This window comes from Anabaena lutea FACHB-196 (assembly GCF_014698305.1).
GTDB lineage: Bacteria > Cyanobacteriota > Cyanobacteriia > Cyanobacteriales > Nostocaceae > Anabaena > Anabaena lutea.
The window spans coordinates 83,726-103,029 of sequence record NZ_JACJST010000015.1 but is presented as its reverse complement, the minus strand read 5'-3'; the positions used below and the strand labels follow the sequence as shown (position 1 = coordinate 103,029).

16 protein-coding genes and 1 pseudogene are annotated in these 19,304 nt (G+C 40.6%); 9 read left to right on the top strand and 8 right to left on the bottom strand.

Going from position 1 to position 19,304, the window contains the following annotated elements; genetic code table 11:
• Positions 1 to 5 precede the first annotated feature (5 nt).
• Both pstC and pstS read right to left on the bottom strand, forming a co-directional pair.
• The gene (pstC, locus tag H6G59_RS16895; protein WP_190716398.1) at positions 6 to 956 is read right to left on the bottom strand and encodes a phosphate ABC transporter permease subunit PstC; all 951 of its coding nucleotides are present in this window, start codon (positions 954 to 956) and stop codon (positions 6 to 8) included.
• A gap of 270 nt (positions 957 to 1,226) precedes the next feature.
• Entirely contained in the window at positions 1,227 to 2,405 is a 1,179-nt protein-coding gene (gene pstS, locus H6G59_RS16890) for a phosphate ABC transporter substrate-binding protein PstS (protein WP_190716396.1), read from the bottom strand.
• Between the two features lie 336 nt (positions 2,406 to 2,741).
• On the opposite strand from pstS, the gene H6G59_RS16885 reads away from it, so the two are divergent.
• Together H6G59_RS16885 and lspA are read left to right on the top strand one after the other, a co-directional pair.
• Positions 2,742 to 3,329: a biotin transporter BioY gene (locus tag H6G59_RS16885; RefSeq protein WP_127054035.1), complete on the top strand. Its 588-nt coding sequence runs from the start codon at positions 2,742 to 2,744 to the stop codon at positions 3,327 to 3,329.
• A gap of 61 nt (positions 3,330 to 3,390) precedes the next feature.
• The gene (lspA, locus tag H6G59_RS16880; protein ID WP_190716394.1) at positions 3,391 to 3,867 is read left to right on the top strand and encodes a signal peptidase II; all 477 of its coding nucleotides are present in this window, start codon (positions 3,391 to 3,393) and stop codon (positions 3,865 to 3,867) included.
• A 193-nt stretch (positions 3,868 to 4,060) separates the two neighbouring features.
• Here the strand turns inward: lspA and H6G59_RS16875 are convergent, their stop codons facing one another.
• Positions 4,061 to 4,522 carry a hypothetical protein gene (locus H6G59_RS16875; RefSeq protein WP_190716392.1) on the bottom strand — a complete coding sequence of 154 codons (462 nt, stop codon included), beginning with the start codon at positions 4,520 to 4,522 and terminating at the stop codon, positions 4,061 to 4,063.
• 441 nt (positions 4,523 to 4,963) lie between these two features.
• Here H6G59_RS16875 and H6G59_RS16870 point away from each other — a divergent pair, with 441 nt between their 5' ends.
• A complete protein-coding gene (locus tag H6G59_RS16870) occupies positions 4,964 to 7,234 on the top strand; it encodes a transglycosylase domain-containing protein (RefSeq protein ID WP_190716390.1) in 2,271 nt (756 codons plus the stop codon).
• Between the two features lie 81 nt (positions 7,235 to 7,315).
• Here H6G59_RS16870 and H6G59_RS16865 read toward each other — a convergent pair whose 3' ends face one another.
• Both H6G59_RS16865 and H6G59_RS16860 read right to left on the bottom strand, forming a co-directional pair.
• Complete coding sequence (locus tag H6G59_RS16865; protein WP_190716388.1) at positions 7,316 to 8,752, bottom strand: DUF4335 domain-containing protein; 1,437 nt, start codon at positions 8,750 to 8,752, stop codon at positions 7,316 to 7,318.
• On the bottom strand, positions 8,749 to 9,375 hold the full coding sequence (locus tag H6G59_RS16860) for a DUF3038 domain-containing protein (RefSeq protein ID WP_190716386.1): 627 nt from the start codon (positions 9,373 to 9,375) through the stop codon (positions 8,749 to 8,751). Before H6G59_RS16860 ends, H6G59_RS16865 begins: the two co-directional genes overlap by 4 nt.
• 417 nt (positions 9,376 to 9,792) lie before the next feature.
• Between H6G59_RS16860 and H6G59_RS16855 the strand changes: the two genes are divergently transcribed.
• The 4 genes and pseudogenes from H6G59_RS16855 (at position 9,793) to cysH (ending at position 13,115) form a co-directional block, all read left to right on the top strand.
• Positions 9,793 to 10,311 carry an adenine phosphoribosyltransferase gene (locus H6G59_RS16855; protein ID WP_190716384.1) on the top strand — a complete coding sequence of 173 codons (519 nt, stop codon included), beginning with the start codon at positions 9,793 to 9,795 and terminating at the stop codon, positions 10,309 to 10,311.
• 230 nt (positions 10,312 to 10,541) lie between these two features.
• Complete coding sequence (locus H6G59_RS16850) at positions 10,542 to 11,588, top strand: ABC transporter permease (RefSeq protein ID WP_190716383.1); 1,047 nt, start codon at positions 10,542 to 10,544, stop codon at positions 11,586 to 11,588.
• A gap of 113 nt (positions 11,589 to 11,701) precedes the next feature.
• Positions 11,702 to 11,965 (top strand): annotated as a pseudogene (locus H6G59_RS16845) (hypothetical protein); the annotation flags it as partial.
• 445 nt (positions 11,966 to 12,410) lie between these two features.
• Positions 12,411 to 13,115, top strand: a complete 705-nt coding sequence (gene cysH / locus H6G59_RS16840) for a phosphoadenosine phosphosulfate reductase (RefSeq protein ID WP_190716381.1) — start codon at positions 12,411 to 12,413, stop codon at positions 13,113 to 13,115.
• A gap of 227 nt (positions 13,116 to 13,342) precedes the next feature.
• Here the strand turns inward: cysH and H6G59_RS16835 are convergent, their stop codons facing one another.
• Together H6G59_RS16835 and H6G59_RS16830 are read right to left on the bottom strand one after the other, a co-directional pair.
• Entirely contained in the window at positions 13,343 to 13,693 is a 351-nt protein-coding gene (locus H6G59_RS16835; RefSeq protein ID WP_190716379.1) for a hypothetical protein, read from the bottom strand.
• 509 nt (positions 13,694 to 14,202) lie between these two features.
• Complete coding sequence (locus tag H6G59_RS16830) at positions 14,203 to 14,610, bottom strand: GUN4 domain-containing protein (protein ID WP_422602596.1); 408 nt, start codon at positions 14,608 to 14,610, stop codon at positions 14,203 to 14,205.
• Positions 14,611 to 15,001: 391 nt separating this feature from the next.
• Here H6G59_RS16830 and sbcD point away from each other — a divergent pair, with 391 nt between their 5' ends.
• Together sbcD and H6G59_RS16820 are read left to right on the top strand one after the other, a co-directional pair.
• Positions 15,002 to 16,279 carry an exonuclease subunit SbcD gene (sbcD, locus tag H6G59_RS16825; RefSeq protein ID WP_190716377.1) on the top strand — a complete coding sequence of 426 codons (1,278 nt, stop codon included), beginning with the start codon at positions 15,002 to 15,004 and terminating at the stop codon, positions 16,277 to 16,279.
• Between the two features lie 199 nt (positions 16,280 to 16,478).
• Entirely contained in the window at positions 16,479 to 18,314 is a 1,836-nt protein-coding gene (locus H6G59_RS16820) for an APC family permease (RefSeq protein ID WP_190716375.1), read from the top strand.
• Between the two features lie 515 nt (positions 18,315 to 18,829).
• On the opposite strand, the gene H6G59_RS16815 is transcribed toward H6G59_RS16820, so the two are convergent.
• Entirely contained in the window at positions 18,830 to 19,111 is a 282-nt protein-coding gene (locus tag H6G59_RS16815; protein WP_190716374.1) for a hypothetical protein, read from the bottom strand.
• Between the last annotated feature and the right edge of the window lie 193 nt (positions 19,112 to 19,304).

The following is a 19,304-nucleotide window of genomic DNA, read 5'->3' as shown; positions in this document are numbered from 1 at the left end:
TACAACTACAGTTGCTTAACCCGGAGAACAATAAACTCTGCCAGAATATTCACTACCAGCGTCAGGAAAAACAACACTAAAGCCGCGTACATTAAAGCGGAAATTTGCAACCCACTTGCTTCAGAAAATTGACTTGCCAGTAGAGAGGAAATTGTATTAGATGGAGCGAGTAAGGAAATATTAATGTTGTTAGAATTACCAATCAACATTGTTACAGCCATTGTTTCTCCCATCGCTCTACCAAGTGCCAACATTACCGCACTCACAATGCCAGAAAAAGCAGCAGGGATGATCACTTGAAAAAGTGTTTCCCAACGAGTTGCACCCAGTCCCAGAGACGCTTGACGCAAACTAGGGGGTACAGAAATTAAGGCATCACGGGAGATAGCAGTGATGATTGGTAAAGTCATAATTGCTAAGATGACTCCCGCTGGTAGCATCCCTGGCCCTGTAGGTGGGGTACTAAAAAATGGTATCCAGCCGAAGGAACTATGCAGCCATTTGCCCAAGTTGGTTAAAATAGGAACTAAAACGAAAATGCCCCATACTCCGTAGACAACACTAGGAATAGCGGCCAGTAGTTCTACCAAAAACACCAGTACCAACCGCACCTGAGATGGCAGAAAATCCTCGCTCAGTAAAACAGCAGTACCAACGCCAATGGGTATAGCTAATAACAAGCCCAGAAAAGAACTCACGAGAGTTCCATAGATTTGTGGCAGCACTCCATATTCGCTATTTACCGGGTTCCAAGTGGTTTTAGCTAAGAAGCCAAGACCAAACTCTTGAATGGCAGGCCAAGCCCCAACAGCGACCTGTAAAGTGATCCATAATAAAGTTCCAGCGATCGCTAGAGCAAAAATCCGAGTCAACCAAATAAATCCCTGATCTAGAGATCTATCTAATTCCGATCGCTGTTTAATTGCCGATTGTAGGTTCTGAAAATTAGTAGTCATGAATACTGACTGTAAAAATCAAATCAGAGATAATTTAATGGGGAACCAGACTTAAAAAGAAAGTACTGAGTATTGAGTACCGAGTATTGAGTATAAATTCAGGAACAATCAACACTGTCTTGATATTAGTGACTACAGCCATACTTTAATTATCGCTGCGTCGTTTTTTGCATTTGACACACTAACTAATCAGGGTTCCCAACTGATTGGTCAATAAAATATTGTGGCTAAACTATTGTTTGAGTATTACGGTTAGACGGAAGGGTGAGCCTAATTACTCTCACTAGTACCACCACTAACAGCGATTTTATAGTCAGGACTGATTTGGTCAGCAGCAGCAGCTACCTTAGTAATCACATTTGGTGGTAAAGGTACATAGCCTAGTTCAGGAGCAATTTTTTGTCCTTCAGTTAGAGCATACTCAATTGCTGCTTCCACTGCTTTAGCTTTAGCTGCATCAGGATACTTTTTATAAGCCAGAATCCAAGTGTAGCTAACAATAGGATAGGAATCTGCACCTTCAGGATCAGCAATGAAGGCACGGAGATTTGCTGGCAGCACTACTGCTTCCAGACTTTTGGAGGCTGCCACCTCGTTGTCAACAATAAATTTACCTGCTTTATTTTCCAAAGCCGCAAACTTAATATTATTTTGTTTGGCGTAGCCATACTCAATGTAACCAATAGAACCTTGAGTCTGTTGGATTTGGGCTGTCACACCTTCATTACCTTTAGCGCCAACTCCCACAGGCCAGTTTACACTTTTACCATCGCCAACTTTAGTTTTCCACTCTGGGCTGATAGCACTCATGTGCTGTGTAAACACACCTGTAGTACCACTACCATCAGCACGATATACAACAGTGATTGGTTGTTTAGGCAGCTTTGCTTCAGGGTTAGCTTTAGCAATTGCTGGATCATCCCATGACTTGATCTTACCTAATAAAATATCAGTATAAACTGTTCGTGGTAATTTGAGTTCAGGAACGTCTGGCAGATTGTAAGCTAGTACAATACTACCAGCAGTCACAGGTAGTAAAATCACGCCTTTATCCTGGGGTACTTTGGCGATTTCTTCATCTTTCATCGCCACATCGCTGGCACCAAAGTCTACTGTACCTTGGATAAATTGCTCAACACCCGCACCGCTACCTACCGATTGATAGCTAACTTGCAAATTTGGATACTTTTTGTTTAAATCAGCAAACCAACTGGCATATAATGGCGCTGGGAAAGTTGCACCTGCACCAGTTAATGTAACATTTCCACCCAGATCCAATTTAGCTGGACTAGAAGCAGTGGTGTTTTGAGTAGTACCAGGAGTTTCAGTTGTAGCAATATTGTCAGGGCTTGAATTTCCCCCGCAAGCCGCTAAACCAATTGCCAGTGTTAACACTGTTGCTGAAGTTATGAATGAATTATTCTTTACTCGATTTAGATGTAATACCATTGCTGTAAATATCTGTAAATTTCCAGATGAGCGCCTCTAAGATACCGCTAAATGATTCAAAATAAGGTTAACAGTAGGTTAATAATCTAAAAAATCTCGTAACTTCGATTCAAATTCAAGGTTCTTTGTATTAATTTTTATCTACTATATACTGTTAAGATCAGTATTTATTCTCAGTAGCTAGTTAAGTAACAAAGAATAATTTTACCTTTTACCCAAGCACCTAACCTCAGTAATACCAATTTTCAGTGTTGAGGCTGGGTCTCATCTTCTTACCATTGGCCTATACTGGTTGCTGTTAGCTTTCCCTTTGGCCTTTTCCCTGTTGCCTGATCAATGTTTGCTGCTTCCAATCAATTATTATGGTCTATGATTGGCTTACTCCTAACAATGGGTGGCACGTTCCTAGAAGCCTATGGCACTACTTTTCCTTGGAGTTGGGGTCAGCAAGGAATTAAAACCTTGTCTTTAGGTGTTAGCTATCAAATTGGAGCCGTGTTGCTAGTCGGTTGTTTAGGAGGCAAAAATGCTGGTGCGCTTTCTCAGATTGCTTATTTAGTCATGGGATTAACTTTGTTACCTGTATTTGCCGAAGGAGGCGGTATTGGTTATGTTAAGCTATCTCAGTTTGGCTATCTGCTAGGCTTTATTCCCGGAGCTTGGATTTGCGGCTATTTTGCCTTCAAAGCCAGACCTCGTTTAGAAATGTTGGCTTTTAGTTGTTTTTGTGGATTGTTAACAGTCCACATCTGCGGTATTGCTTATTTAATGATTAGCTATCTTTTTCCCGGAAAAGTTGCAGATAATCTACCTTTAATGCAAGCAATCCTTAAATACTCTTGGTTTTCACTACCAGGTCAACTAGCTGTAGTCTGTGCTGTCACAATAGTAGCATATGTGCTACGACATATAATGTTTTATTAGTCATTGATTCAGTAGTCAGATGACTAATGACTAATGACTAATGACTAATGACTAATTCATCATGCGTTTAAAAAATCACTTCTTTTGGATTGCTGCCTTTTTAGCTTTTTTTCTGGATCAATTAACCAAATTCTGGGTAGTGAAAACCTTTGCTTTGGGACAAACACTACCATTACTCCCAGGCATATTTCATTTTACCTATGTTACTAATACAGGTGCAGCGTTTAGTTTATTAAGCGGAAAAGTAGAGTGGTTGCGATGGCTCTCTTTAGGTGTAAGTTTAGTATTGATAGCCATTGCCACATTTGGCCCTATGTTAAGTTTTTGGGATCAGTTGGGTTATGGCTTGATTTTAGGTGGGGCTATAGGTAATGGGATTGATAGGTTTTCTTTAGGCTATGTGGTCGATTTCCTGGATTTTCGCCTGATTAACTTTGCCGTATTTAATGTGGCCGATTCTTTTATTAGTATTGGTATTGTTTGCCTTTTAATTGCTTCTTTGCAACAAACATCTACCTCAAGTCATAGACCCCGCTAATTTGATACCCATTTTATCATTGGTAATTGGAAAAAAGGTAATTTCTGAAATTTTCCCCGTTTCCCCAGTCGGTCTCTTTTTCAACTCTGATTTTGATGAATATCAACAAAGAAACCTGGAGGTTGAGTATCTCCAGGCTACCAAATAAATGAAAGCTTTATTTATTAAATTTCAATGCACCAAATAACTTTACCTATAAAGTACCCTGAGTAGGAACTTGACTAGGAACTTGCATGGGTGAACTTGCACCTGATTCCGTGCTACTGTTTGGTGTATCTAATTTTGGTAAAATCATACTCCCAGGTGCAGGAGTTAAGTTACTGGAATTGCCAGCATCTGGAGAAGTGGGAACTGCTGGTACTATTGTGCTTTCGGGACTAGTACCGCTTTCAGCAGGAGTTGCTGCTGGTTCTGTTGTGCTAGTAGGAATGGGAGAATTCAGTGCTGTACCACCGGGACAACGGGAATTGAGAGGAAACCGTTCGCACAGAATTTTCATCCCTAGTGGTGACATTTTGATTTCCGTTGGTGAATTAGTAGATGAACTACTAGATTCTTCGGACATAGGGGATTGACTGGACTCGGCCATAGCAACATTAGTGGTCAGCACCAACGTCAGGGCTGTACCAATCAGAGTCAGAAATTTTCCCTTCATTCGGAAATTCACCTCAAGGTCAACGGAACACTTCGCCAATTAAATCAAACAATTAATTGGAGAAAATCTTTCTAAAGGAAGATGTACAATTTTGCTATAAATGCTAGAGATGTTTGGCGGCAGTCAAATTTAAACATTTAGTTGATTGCAAAGTAGTTTCTAGCAATACAAACCTAAATTATAGAAATTGTCCTTGTGCAGCTAGTTTTTTGAGCTAGAATAGGCATCCAGTCATAGAGATAGAAATTTTTCTGTCCGTAAACTAGTAATAAAAGTTACAAAATCATGTTGTTGGCTAAACAGTAAATAGGTGTTAGATTAAACCAATAAAATTCCGTACAGTCAATTTATTTAGAGCTTGTGAGTAAAATGGTGACAGACTAGCATTAAAATTACGATTCGCCCGATTCTTCACTAACAGCGTGTGATGTGATATAGCCGATGAGTTCCCCGCAACCGCCTCAAAAGCCTCAAACGTTCCTTGGTCAACTGACACAAGCCGTCAATACTATTCAAGCTAGGGTTGATTTTTCTAAACTAGCGCTCAAGCCCAATGCCAAAGTACCGGAACTCTGGGTGCAGGATGCGGGGGCAGATAAAGCGGAAATATATCCGCTGTTGGGCGATCGCTATATTCTCGGTCGTAGTTCCAAATCTGCTGATATCGTCGTCCGCAACCCCGTTGTCAGTCAAATTCACCTGTCACTGTCGCGAGATTCCAGCCAAAGGACTCCTATTTTCACCATCAAAGATGAAAATTCTACCAATGGCATTTATATTGGCAAGCGGCGAGTCACTTCTCTAGAACTTCGTCACGGTGATATCTTTACCTTAGGACCACCAGAACTTGCCGCTTCCGTGCGGTTGCAATACGTCGATCCTCCCGCCTGGTATGTAAAAGCTGCAACGTGGGGGATATATGGTGTTGGTGGTGTCAGTGCCTTATTCGCTTTAGTAATTGGCGTTGAATGGCTGAAATTTTCCGTTAGCCCCCTCCCAACCGCTACTCGCGCCCCCGTAGTTGTTTACGCCCGTGATGGTTCTACTCCACTCCGGGAGCCTAGAAATATTGCTCACGTAGACCTGAAGCAGCTATCCAATTTTGGTCCTTATTTGCCAGCTGCTGTAGTAGCTTCCGAGGATAGTCGTTATTATTGGCACTTTGGGGTAGATCCTTTAGGGGTATTGCGAGCCGTACTGATTAATAGTCGTAGCGGCGATGTCCAACAAGGCGCTAGTACAGTTACTCAGCAAGTTGCCCGTAGTTTGTTCCGCGATTATGTAGGTAGACAAGATTCATTAGAGCGGAAATTGCGAGAAGCCGTAGTCGCCCTGAAACTAGAAACTTTTTACAGCAAAGATGATATTTTGCTGACTTACTTAAATCGCGTGTTTTTGGGGGCAGATACTTCCGGCTTTGAGGATGCAGCTAAATATTACTTTGAAAAGTCAGCTAAAGAATTAACTCTCTCAGAAGCAGCAACTTTAGTAGGGATTTTGCCTGCTCCCAATGCCTTTGATTTTTGTGGGGATGGTCCCAATAAACTAGGGGCAGCTGATTACCGTAACCGTGTGATTAAGCGACTTCTGGAAATGGGCAAAATCTCAGCAGAAGAAGCCAATCGAGCCAGACGCTCCACTGTCCAAGTCAGCCCTAAAGTCTGTGAACGGCAAGCTAAGACAATTGCCCCGTACTTCTATAATTATGTCTTTCAAGAACTAGAAGCGATTTTAGGAGAAGGAGCCGCCAGAGAAGGTAACTATATTATCGAAACCCAGCTAGACCCAGCAATTCAAGCACAAGCCGAAACTGCCCTGCGGAATTCAGTCAGTAACGCTGGTTCAAGTTTTCGTTTTTCTCAAGGGGGAATGGTCACTCTCGACTCCAGAACTGGGGGTATATTGGCGATGGTAGGGGGAACTGATTACAGAAAAAGTCAGTTTAATCGTGCGATTCAAGCCAAAAGACAACCAGGTTCTACTTTTAAGATTTTTGCTTATGCTGCTGCCATTGAGCAGGGGATATCACCCTCAAGGGGTTATTCTTGCGCTCCTTTAACTTGGCAAGGATTTACCTACAGACCTTGCCGTTCTGGATCTAGTGGTAGCTTAGATATAGCCACCGGCTTGGCTCTTTCAGAAAACCCTATTGCTCTGCGGGTTGCTAGAGAAATTGGGTTGAATAAAGTAGTAGATATGGCGCAGCGTTTGGGGGTTAAATCTTCACTTGAACCTGTTCCTGGCTTGGTATTGGGTCAAAGTGTTGTCAATGTTTTAGAAATGACTGGTGCTTTTGGCGCTATTGGCAATCGTGGGGTGTGGAATCCTCCTCATGCTATTAGTCGAATTCTAGACAGCAGTGATTGTCAAGATCGTAAAGATTTAAAAACCTGTCGTGTCATCTACTCCTTCGACCAAGATCCCAATGGTAATAAGCGAGTGCTGAAAACGGAAGTTGCTAATGAGATGATTGATTTGATGCGTGGGGTAATCACCAGAGGTACTGGACGCAGCGCGGCTATTGGACTGGGTGAAGGGGGCAAAACTGGGACAACGGATAAAAACGTTGACCTGTGGTTTATTGGTTTTATTCCCAGTCGGCAGCTTGTAACTGGTATTTGGCTAGGAAATGACAATAATTCCCCCACATCTGGTAGTAGCGCTCAAGCCGCCCAGTTATGGGGAAATTATATGGGGAAAATCACTAAATAAATTCAGAATTCGTAATTAATCTGCAATTACGAATTACGTTCGCGGAGCGTTTCCGTAGGAAATATTACGAATTACGAATTATTACCTGTATCCTTTCCAAGGGGTAACTTCTAGTGTGCCGTTAGGCTTAAATACCACTTGGAAGTGACCGAGAGCTTCTTTATTATTGGGAGCAGCTACGTTTGAGCCGTAAACGGATTGGAAAATCTGCGGTAGTGGTGTTTCCCGAAAATAGTCAAAGGCTACTTGGTTGAGTGGTTCATAGTCAGCAATTACACCATCCTTGTTTACCGCCACCCGATATTTCAAATCTGTGGTAAATGTGGGTGTTACACTCCAATTTTGGCGAATCATACCATAGAGCTTTTGGTTTAAATCTTTGACTTTTTTGGAGTCAGTGATTTTTTCGCCGATTACTTCTGGTTTTTTAGTGTATCCCAGCCAAGGACTGACTTCTAAAATACCTTTTCTATTAAAGACTACTCGGAATTGAGCGATGGGTTCGTTGGCGATGCGGCGGTTAGCAGGATTGTATAGTAGATTGGGCAGCGGTGTTTTATCTACTGCATTATTTGAAGCTTTGTTCACAGCTTTATAACCGATGATACTACCATCGGCAGCCACACCTAAACGATAGATCAAATCTTCGGTTAATTCAGAACGATTATTCCAAGCTGGATGAATTTGATTATAAACTTGGCGATTTAATGCACGTAATTGGGAGGGATCAGTAATTTCTGGAACTGAACTCAGAAGTGCTTCTAAATCTCTAATAACCGCTGTGGGTGAGGCTTCAATTGTGGGTGTTGTCGTGGGTGAGGCTGTGGGTGAATCTGTGGGTGAGGCTTCAATTGTGGGTGAGGCTGTGGGTGTTGTCGTGCTGGACTGTTCCTCTGGCTGCGGTTCAGGTGGACGTACTTGGGGGGGAGGAATTAAGCTAAAAGCGATCGCAGCAACGGCCAAACTCGATACTCCCACAGTCGCGGGTACTGCTTGCTTGAGCAATACTTGACTAGCGCCACCATAGCGTCTAGTGACTGGTTGTAGTTCTAGTGATAACTCTGGTAATGTTTGAGTATCAGCAAAAAACTGATCTACTGCCTCCACTAAATCAAACAACTGCACCGTATTCAAATCTATTTGAATCGATGGCTGTGTACCATCGTTGGTATTAGGCTCAAAACCCTCTGCACCAATTTCTGAATGTACGATTAATCTGTGTCGGTTGCTGTCAATTTGTTGCAACTCTACTAGTTCTGACTCATGGTTGTGTGCTTGGGGGTTGGGGACATTACTTAAAACTTCTTGAGCATAGGCACTTACAGCCCTGACCAAGCTTTCAAAAAATTCCCGCCCTCCGGCTATGGGCTGAGTATAACTAGATAAATAGCATTCGGCATTTACCAGTATAGATAGTTCTGGGCGGAGGTCTTGAAAGTGGGCAGATATTGTGACATCACTTAATCCCTCTAAGAGCAGCGTGCAATTAGGTAAACTGTACTTACGTTGAATATTCATTCTACTTCACCGTCAAAAAGAGAAATCCAGAAACGCTGCATTCCAGCTGTACCGGTGCAGAATAGTAATTTTCCTAATAAATCTATAGCCAATTCATCTAATTTTTCATCAGAGTTTAATGTCAGTGAAACAGAACGTCTAGGATTCATCCGGCTCTTGAAATGCGCTCTAAACCGCTCTAGATAATTAGCTAAACGCAAATTTTGTTCCAGTGGAATCTGCTTTTCGGACAGTTGTTGATATATCATTAGTAGCTGACGGATGACAACTGTTAACCGCCTAGCTATGTAGCAAGTGATGACTACTAGTGCTTTTGCTTCCAGGATGTCTAATGGTCTGCGGATATGCGCTCGCCGCAGGGGGTTAGAGCTACGCATCCGCCATAAATTTACCCGATCTTTAATAATTCCTTTTAGATCTAAATCTTGGGCAAAAGACAGGATGGCTTCAGAACCGCCAAGCTCTAAAGCTTCTATTGCCAGTAACATGAGGTCTATTTGCAACGCCGTTCTGCGAGGACATCCCTTGGGAGCGATCGCCGGATCTGGTAAAGTGTCCAGAATCATCGGCATGGCCTCAGGAGTTGGACTGTTAAACGGCGTTAAACTTGCGGAGACATTCATTCTCTAAAATACCTTGTGCTATTCCAATAAACTGAGTCAAACAAAATTTAAGATATAGAGCCAAACCATAACTTAGGCTTGTGGTGATGGCATGAGCAGCCCAATATATAGAATACTTACTCTTGTTACTCACAGGTTTCCGTATACTGTAATGAAAGTTTTAAAGCATTTGTTCATCTGCCTTTTGTTGGTAGTAGAGATATATCTCTAGCTTGGGTTAAATTCTCAGTTATCGTCAATGGATCATGAAACAAAATTCCTCATCTCCAGGGTATGACATTATAGTGTACGATTTCTCAGGTATCTGAAAATTGAGGACTAGAGGCTAGTACATAGAAATAAAAAAACTGATCAGCCCTATTTACCTCACGATTATTTGTTGCGTCCTACAGATCAACCCTGACAACTGCACAAACTATGGATTTAAAGTCTCTGATTCGTGACATACCAGATTTTCCTAAGCCGGGAATATTATTTCGGGATATTACCACCTTACTGCGTGATCCAGATGGTTTGCGCTACACAATTGACTTTTTAACACAAAAATGCGTTGAATCTGAATTCAAGGCGGATTGCGTTGTGGGGATGGAATCTCGTGGGTTCATTTTTGGTGCGCCTCTAGCTTATCAATTAGGTGCTGGTTTTATTCCTGTGCGTAAAAAAGGAAAGTTACCAGCAGCTGTTCACCGCATTGATTATGAACTAGAGTATGGTACAGATAGCTTGGAAGTGCATCAGGATGCAATACATCCAGGTAGTAGGGTTTTGATTGTCGATGATTTGATGGCTACGGGTGGAACTGCAAGCGCGACAGCAAAGCTGCTACAAAAGTTTGGCTGCGAACTTGTGGGATTTGGGTTTATCATCGAGCTACGGGATTTACAAGGACGAAAACATCTGCCGGATGTGCCAATAATATCTGTGGTTGAATATTAGTCATTGGTCACTCGATTTTGGATTTAAGATTTTGGATTTTGGATTGACTCCACCAAACAAGTGTAGAGCTTGAAAATTTTGGATTTGGGATTTACGTTAGCGAAGCGTACGCAGCGCAGCGAGTATTTTGCCATCAGTAGAGGACGGGGAACCTATACCAAATTTTTTTTCATCTAAAATCTAAAATTCCTGGTCATTGGTTTTTCAGAAATGACGACAATTGGCAAATTATGACTTCTACAAAAATTTCATTGGAGACCAGTCGAGATTGGCTAATTAAGCTAATCACAAATGAAACTTTTATTTATGTGGTCAAACGGTTACTACAGGCGCTGTTGACGATTTTTTTAGCGTCGGCTTTGTCGTTTTTCATTATGAAGTTGTCTCCGGGGGATTATGTAGATACCCTGCGGCAAAATCCGAAAATTTCCCCGGAACGAATTGAGGAAATACGCCGACAATTTGGTTTAGATAAGTCTTGGCCTGAGCAGTTTTGGCTGTGGTTGGGGCGAATTGTGACTAAGGGTGATTTTGGCACAAGTTTTGTTTATCAACGCTCTGTAGGGTCGCTGTTGTTGGAAAGAGTACCAGCGACTTTGTTGTTAGCGATCGCTTCTTTAATTACAACATGGGCGATCGCTATTCCTCTGGGTATTCTCGCTGCTGTCAAGCAAAATCGTGGCACTGATAAGGTTTTGCAGGTAATTAGCTATGCTGGACAGGGGTTTCCGAGTTTTATTACCGCCTTATTCTTATTATTCTTAGCTCAAATTACTACCCCACTGTTTCCGGTGGGTAACATGACTAGTATCGACCACGCTGAACTAACATGGCTGGGTAAGATATTAGATATCCTATGGCACATGATTTTACCGTTAATTGCCCTGAGTATTACCAGCTTTGCAGGGTTGCAACGCATTATGCGCGGACAATTACTGGATGTATTGCGTCAAGATTATATCCAAACAGCCCGTGCTAAGGGACTTCCAGAAAATCGTGTCATATATGTTCATGCTTTGCGTAATGCGATCAACCCTTTAATTACTTTATTGGGTTTTGAATTAGCAAGTTTATTAAGCGGTGCATTTATTACCGAAAATTTCTTTAATTGGCCAGGTTTAGGAAAATTGACTTTACAAGCCGTTTTAGCTAAAGACCAATATTTAGTCATGGCCAGCTTGGTCATGAGTGCAGTGTTGTTAATTATTGGCAATTTAATTGCTGATTTAATGTTAAAAGCAGCAGATCCGCGGATTAAATTAGAAGACTTGAATTAATCTTTGGGAATAGGAAACTTACCAATTACCGACTACCAATGCTTTCTGAAAATTATTATATTGTGCGATAGCGTTCGCAAAGCGTCCCGGAGGGAACTAGCGCTCCGTAGGAATCGCAAAGCACTGGACGTTATCTCACAGCACGTCCCAAATCTGACGCTTCAGTTTATCTGTTGCTGTTTCGAGAAAACTTTGATGCTCTAAGCTATCTAAATACCCATGCCGGAGAATTAGCAAACCGCTTTGCTGTAGAACCTCTTCCTGGCACACCGATTGAAAACTTCCTTAAACGTTGGAGTTTTGTTGGTGTGGGAATTGTCACAGATCCTTTATTACCCAATGTGGAGTTTTTGCAGAATGAATATTTAAATATATAAAAAAGAGTTCAGCATCTCAAACTCCGACATTTTGTGGTGGTAATCTCCGTTATTAAAAAACGTTCATAATCGTGATGATCCCAGCACTAGTCAACAGGATTAAAACACCCATAATTATAGATTGACCCAAGCTATTTGGTAGTTTTGTATTATTCATTTCTAGTAAAATCCTTGTTGTTTAAAGCTTAGGTTAAGAATAGCATTATCAATATAAATAGCTTTGCAAATCCAGGTAAAACTTAAAATCGCTTAAAATTTCTTAGTATATGATGAATTTTCCGCTCATGGTTACAGTTAATTTATACCTGCATTAAGTAACAGACCTTGGTTGAGGTTGTAGTAATACCCGTACATAATTATTACCCAGTTTCCGGTCAGAATATGTGCCTTGATAGGATAAGATAAATTTTTATAAACGTAACAAAAATTTGTCTAAAAAATAATCATGACAGTTTCCACAGCATTTGACTTACAGCAATTAAATCAGCAATTTGAAACAGCCACTCCCAAAGAAATACTGGCGTGGTCTATAGAGAACATCCCCACAGGACTTGTACAAACAAGCGCCTTTAACGTGGATGACTTGGTAATTACGCATATTCTTTATACTGAACTAAAACATCCAGTTCCTGTAATTTTTCTCGATACCCTGTACCACTTCCCCCAAACCCTAGAACTGGTAGCCAAAGCTAAAGACATCTATAATCTAGATTTACAAACTTATAAAACTCCAGATGTAGAAACCCGTGAAGCCTTTGCTGCTAGGTTTGGTGAAGCGCTTTGGGAAAAAGATATTAGTCAATTCCATCACATTACAAAAATTGAACCTTTGTTACGGGGCTTAGACGAACTCAAAACTACAGCTTGGATTACTGGTCGTAGACGTGACCAAGCTGTTACCCGTGCGAATATGGCTATATTTGAACTAGATAATCTAGGAAGACTGAAAGTTAACCCTATAGCGACTTGGACACGCCAAGATAGTTGGGCTTATGTAGCTGAACATAAGGTAATTTACAATCCTCTTCATGACCAAGGTTATCCCAGTATTGGTGATGAACCTATTACTACTAAAGTAGCCGACGGTGAAGACGAACGCGCTGGACGCTGGAGAGGAAGTGAAAAAACTGAATGTGGAATTCACATTTAGTCATTGGTCATTGGTCATTGGAAAAACGATTACCAATTACCTATAGTCAGAGTAGGGTGTGTTAGCGACAGCGTAACGCACCTTAATTTATGTATTTTATTTAATTTATTTGTCTGAATCAGGATGTCCAGGATTTTAGGATTTACAGGATGTTATTTAATTATGGTTACAAACTACTACAAATTATAAAATAATTGCTATTTTGACATTAATTTTTTAGGATCTACTCACAGGTTATTACTTAAATAAGATAAATTACCAGCTTTAATCATTACAATTAAGTGTTCAATATGTTCATACTCATCAAGTTCTTTTAAATCTGTGGGTGTGAGAGTACCTACTTTACTGTGTGCGAGTAAGGTACTTAACCTATCTTGCATTTCTGGTGTGGGTTTAAATTCTGCTATTTGTTCAGGTGTGGGGTTACTCGCAATAAAATTAAGAATATACTTGTAAATTGTTGTTGGTATAGGAGGTTGTTGAAGACTCAAAGCAAGCAGTTCTGGTAAGGAATCTATACCTATTTGTGCTATTTGTTGAGATAATTCTTCTGATATTTCTAGGGTAATTTTGGGCATGGTGGATTTTTCCAAAGTCTGTTATTTTATTATTGTCTGAATTAGGATTTACATGATATTTATTTTATCTGGGATTTACTAATATTTTAATTTGTCTGAATCAGGATATCCAGGATTAAAGGATTTACAGGATTAAATGACCCATAGAGAATATCTTTGTAACCTCTTACCTTCGTGTCCTATCCCTTCGGGACGCTGCGCGAACGCTTCTTCGTGGTTCCATAAAAAAGATAGAATATGTCAGAATCAGGATGTCCAGGATTTGAGGATTTATGGCTAACGCCACGCTACGCGAACAGGATGTTATTGGATGATTGTTTGTTGGGAAATTGGGGATTTTTCAGGATGCTTTGGAATGATTGGTTTTGAATAATTTAAACCATCTAAAAATTACCATCCTGTTCATCCTTTAATCCTGGATATCCTGATTCTGACAAAAAAATTCTGACTTTTGACTTCCCGAAGGGTGTCCTGATTCAGACTGAATAATTTTCTGTAACCTTTAAATATTAAAGTTTACAAGTTTCGATGCGAGAGAATAGGCTCAAACCTTTCGCCGCCTCCTCATACCACATAGTCGAAGCCCAATGTTGATAGACTCGAGGTGTTGAGAGGTGGCCTTCTGGTGCTTCCATATCATAAGTAAAATTCATAATAGGGTAAAATCTTTTAGTGTATAACCAACTTCTTTCTGTTTTCCATACTACCTTATCAGCCCAAGCGTACCAAATTTTTTGATCATAATTTCTCGTTCCCCCTAAACCTTGATAAATCTGTTTCTGTACAGAAAAGCCAAATTTACCATTACTGTATTTTACCCACAACTTGTCAATGGTGCAGAGGTCTGCACAGGGAAAATTATCAATGCTCTTAACATCTAAATCACCTTTTATTTCCCGTTTCGCAACTGCTAACATGACCCTATATGTTTCCTTATCCGCTTCTTTCTAGTTTCCAGCTTTGAGGTAATTTTGCAGTTGTCTGTAGTCCATTCCGACATCTGATTTTAATTCTACCTCTTGGTTAAAAAAATCCATTTTTCTCTGTCTCCTCTGTATCTAAAGTGTTTAGTGATTATAAGACCTATGGAAAATATATCTCAAACTCTCTTATCTTCGTGTCCTTCGTGTATACCCTTCGGGAAATGCTTCGCATAACGTGGTTCGTTAAAAAAGTAGTAATCTAACAGTAATAGAATAGAACATAAAAAAATCAAACGCAGATAAACGCAGATAAACATTAAAACATCTTTTCTCTATGTCCTCTGTGTCTCTGTGGTTCGTTTAAAGAAAATTCAAACTTACCAACATGATTAAAATTCTCCACCTCTCAGATATCCACATGGGAAGCGGTTTTTCCCACGGACGCATCAATTCGGCAACAGGATTAAATACACGATTGGAGGATTTTGTCAAGACTTTATCTTTGTGTATTGACCAAGCCCTGGCTGCTGCTGTAGATATGGTGATCTTTGGTGGTGATGCTTTTCCTGATGCTACGCCACCTCCTTATGTACAAGAAGCTTTTGCTAGTCAATTTCGTCGCCTTGTTGATGCTGATATTCCCACAGTGCTGTTGGTGGGGAATCATGATCAACATTCCCAAGGAGTGGGAGGTGCAAGTTTAAATATTTACCGGACTTTGGGTGTACCAGGGTTTGTGGTGGGTGATACTTTGACTACTCACAGCATCGAAACCCGTAACGGAAAGGTGCAAATAATTACACTTCCTTGGTTAACCCGTTCTACTTTGATGACTCGTCAAGAAACTGCGGGTTTGTCTATGGCGGATGTTAATCAACTGTTAACAGAACGGTTACAAGTGGTTTTAGAAGGGGAAATTCGCCGCCTTGACCCGGATGTACCAACGGTGCTTTTAGCGCATTTGATGGCTGATAATGCGACTTTGGGCGCAGAACGTTTGTTAGCTGTGGGTAAGGGTTTTACTTTACCTCTATCTTTGCTGACACGTCCTTGTTTTGATTATGTGGCTTTGGGACACGTTCATAAACACCAAAATTTAAACAAATCCAATGACCCACCGGTGATTTATCCTGGAAGTATTGAACGGGTGGATTTTAGCGAAGAGAAAGAAGATAAGGGATATGTGATGGTGGAATTGGAACGGGGAAAAGTGAATTGGGAATTTTGCTCTTTACCTGTACGAGTATTCCGCACAATTGAGGTAGATTTATCTAAGGCGGATGATCCGCAAGCGGTTTTGTTGAAAGCGATAACTTCGTTAAGCTCCGCTAACACTAAATATAATATTCAAGATGCTGTAGTCAGGCTAATTTACAAACTGCGTTCTGAACAATTGGATTTAATTGATAATTCTTCTGTCCATAGTGCTTTAGGTGCAGCCCATACATATACAATTCAACCAGAGTTAGTTAGTCAGTTAGCTAAACCCCGGATTCCGGAATTAAGCGCTAGTAGCAGTATTGACCCAATGGACGCACTAAAAACTTATTTGGATAATCGGGAAGATCTCAAAGACATTGCGGCATCTATGCTAGAAGCAGCACAAAATTTATTAGGAGATGATGAGGAAATGTGGCTTGAGTCAGTTGTTGAAAATATTTAGACATCTGACAAGATTGCTAAAAAATCATCATTAAACGCAGATTAACGCAGATTAACGCGGATATTTGGTAAGATTGATTAATTATAAATTTAATGGTGAATGGGTTAATGATCTGCCAAAATTGCTATACTCCCTAGGCTTAGGTTTGAGTTAATTCTCAACTGACTAGGAATATAAACAGTTGTCAGGTGGACTTTCTATGTCCTTCTACCCTCAGATTAAGGAATTTTTTCTCGGTAAATCTTTACCAACCAGCGCTCACAGTGAAGAAAGATTGAGTAACGCCGCAGCTTTGGCGGTTCTTTCTTCTGATGCTCTTTCTTCTGTTGCTTATGCGACAGAGGAGATTTTGTTGGTTTTAGTAGCAGCCGGAAGTGGTGCGCTGGGTTTGTCTGTGCCGATTGCTATAGCAATTATAGCACTTCTGACAATAGTTGTACTCTCCTATCGCCAAACTATTCGGGCATATCCTCAAGGTGGCGGTTCGTACATTGTCGCTAGAGAAAATCTAGGTCTGTATCCAGGTTTGGTAGCTGGTGGTTCGTTGATGATTGATTATATTTTGACTGTTACTGTCAGTATATCTGCGGGAACAGCCGCTTTGACATCAGCGATTCCGGCTCTGCAATCTCACACAGTGGTTTTGTGTTTGATTTTCATTTTCTTGTTAATGTTTGCAAATCTTAGAGGTGTTAAGGAATCAGGCCAGATATTCATGATTCCTACCTATGCCTTTATAGCTAGTATTTTCCTGCTGATTGGCATGGGGTTGTTTAAATATAGCACTGGGCAAGTGATTACAGAATATCCTTCCATTCCTGTGACTGAAGGATTGAGTTTGTTTTTTGTTTTACGAGCTTTTTCTGCTGGATGTACTGCATTAACGGGAGTAGAAGCCATATCTGATGGGGTGTTAGCTTTTAAACCTCCAGAATGGAAAAATGCTCGCCTGACTTTGTTATATATGGGGGGAATTTTGGGGTTAATGTTTGTGGGTATCAGTTACTTAGCAAACATTTATCATATTGTTCCCGAAGAAGGACAAACGGTGGTTTCTCTGTTGGGAAGACAAATTTTAGGGACTGGTCTATTTTACTATTTTGTGCAAATTGTGACTTTGTTGGTTTTGCTGTTAGCGGCTAACACCAGTTATGCAGATTTCCCCAGACTGTGTTACTTTTTGGCACGAGATGGATTTTTACCACGCCAGTTGTCTCTGTTAGGCGATCGCTTGGTCTACTCTAATGGTATTGTCCTCCTCAGCGTCTGTGCCGGGATTTTGGTGATTATCTTTAAAGGACAAGTTAACGCCGTTATCCCTCTCTACGCCGTTGGTGTATTTACTTCTTTTACCCTTTCCCAAGCGGGAATGGTACGCCACTGGTTCAACGAAAAAACTAGCGGTTGGCGTGCAAGTGCGATCATGAATACTTTGGGCGCAATTGCTACATTTGTAGTTTTGTTAGTCATTATTTCCACTAAGTTCCTATTAGGTGCTTGGTTAGTGGTAATAGCAATTCCTGTGGTAGTAAGTTTATTTGCAGCCATTCATCGACATTATCAATATGTAGCCCAACGCCTCAGTATTGAGGGGATAGCCCCCCGCAGTTACATCCCTAGACCGAAACCAGAAGTAATCACTCATCCTGCTGTAGTTGTAGTCGGACAACTAAACCGAGGAACGGTAGAAGCTTTAGACTATGCTCGCACAATTGCAGATGAAATTGTAGCCGTTCATGTAGATATGGGTGCAACAGACCGGGACAAACTGCAAGAAAAATGGCGAAACCTAGAATCAGATATTCCTTTGGAAATTATCGACTCTCCTTATCGTTCTGTGATTGAACCAATCGTTAATTTTGTCAGTCAATTTGAAGAGCGTCATCCAGATGTTTTCACAACTATCATTATTCCCGCTTTTGTCACCCGCAATTGGTGGCATGGCATTCTGCACAATCAAACAACTTTATTTCTCAAAACTTCTCTGCGAGCTAAGAAAAGTCGAGTTGTAACCACTGTTAGATATTATCTTTAATTCAACAGTCAGACAACACCAGGTTTTGCCCAATTCATTCGTGTTAAGTTAAGGAAAAAGTAAACACCAGATTCAAACGAAAGCAGTTGGTGAAGACTACCGTATAGTATAAACTGACGGCTGAATGCTTACCAACTTGCTCTAGTTATTGAGCTAACCCATCATATCAAGTCCGTTTGTTCGCTTTAGCGTATCCTTAGAGATAGACTTATCATTAGGGAACCGCGCACAGACACGGGAACGCAGAGAGATTTTAATAATAAGTGATTATCTGGATTTGATATCATATCTATGTTGGGTCTTTTCTCTCTTTCTTTTTCTTATGGTGGGAGATTGCTCATTAATTTAAGTAAATATTCTGAGGGTCTAGTTGTTTTACTGATATCTTGCACCATTCTCAATAAGACCTGATTGACCAGATTTTTACACGAAAAATAAATGATTTCCGGTCTAGTACATCGCCATAAATCCAGTTTTTACGACTGGTACAAGATGTAAATTTACCAAAAATGTTCTCAATTATTAGGAGTATTTTTGATACTTGTGAGGCAGGAACTAATATGAGAGCGGATAGCCCGTTCATAAACCACAGTCTGTGCTGTGCGTATACCGACATTCTGATATACCAAGTTAATTTCTGGAAATTCGCACCAAGTCATCAAAAAAATGTCTTTAGCTGGAGTAGTTATTTCATAGTTATTTTCTTGTCTTTTCTTGATCAGCCGGCAATTATTTAGTTTTAATTTTTGTCTAAATAATTGCTCAAACTCTAGAATTGAAGTTGAAATAGCTTGCATTGGTTATACACGTTTAAACGTGGCAGTTGGATAAACACAGTCTTGTGATACCGTTCAGTATGACACTATTTTGGGAAGTTGGGTTTTTCAGCTTAAAATTTTACATTCTTTGAGTTAGCCTACGCGGACTTTGTTTGTGTGCGATGTGAACTTTGACTAATAGTACCGCCGTGAATTCAAAATTCCCAAAGTC

Coding starts and splice junctions, on each gene's coding strand:
- pstC (WP_190716398.1), bottom strand. CDS start 956: ATGACTACTAATTTTCAGAACCTACAATCGGCAATTAAACAGCGATCG.
- pstS (WP_190716396.1), bottom strand. CDS start 2,405: ATGGTATTACATCTAAATCGAGTAAAGAATAATTCATTCATAACTTCA.
- H6G59_RS16885 (WP_127054035.1), top strand. CDS start 2,742: ATGTTTGCTGCTTCCAATCAATTATTATGGTCTATGATTGGCTTACTC.
- lspA (WP_190716394.1), top strand. CDS start 3,391: ATGCGTTTAAAAAATCACTTCTTTTGGATTGCTGCCTTTTTAGCTTTT.
- H6G59_RS16875 (WP_190716392.1), bottom strand. CDS start 4,522: ATGAAGGGAAAATTTCTGACTCTGATTGGTACAGCCCTGACGTTGGTG.
- H6G59_RS16870 (WP_190716390.1), top strand. CDS start 4,964: ATGAGTTCCCCGCAACCGCCTCAAAAGCCTCAAACGTTCCTTGGTCAA.
- H6G59_RS16865 (WP_190716388.1), bottom strand. CDS start 8,752: ATGAATATTCAACGTAAGTACAGTTTACCTAATTGCACGCTGCTCTTA.
- H6G59_RS16860 (WP_190716386.1), bottom strand. CDS start 9,375: ATGAATGTCTCCGCAAGTTTAACGCCGTTTAACAGTCCAACTCCTGAG.
- H6G59_RS16855 (WP_190716384.1), top strand. CDS start 9,793: ATGGATTTAAAGTCTCTGATTCGTGACATACCAGATTTTCCTAAGCCG.
- H6G59_RS16850 (WP_190716383.1), top strand. CDS start 10,542: ATGACTTCTACAAAAATTTCATTGGAGACCAGTCGAGATTGGCTAATT.
- cysH (WP_190716381.1), top strand. CDS start 12,411: ATGACAGTTTCCACAGCATTTGACTTACAGCAATTAAATCAGCAATTT.
- H6G59_RS16835 (WP_190716379.1), bottom strand. CDS start 13,693: ATGCCCAAAATTACCCTAGAAATATCAGAAGAATTATCTCAACAAATA.
- H6G59_RS16830 (WP_422602596.1), bottom strand. CDS start 14,610: ATGTTAGCAGTTGCGAAACGGGAAATAAAAGGTGATTTAGATGTTAAG.
- sbcD (WP_190716377.1), top strand. CDS start 15,002: ATGATTAAAATTCTCCACCTCTCAGATATCCACATGGGAAGCGGTTTT.
- H6G59_RS16820 (WP_190716375.1), top strand. CDS start 16,479: ATGTCCTTCTACCCTCAGATTAAGGAATTTTTTCTCGGTAAATCTTTA.
- H6G59_RS16815 (WP_190716374.1), bottom strand. CDS start 19,111: ATGCAAGCTATTTCAACTTCAATTCTAGAGTTTGAGCAATTATTTAGA.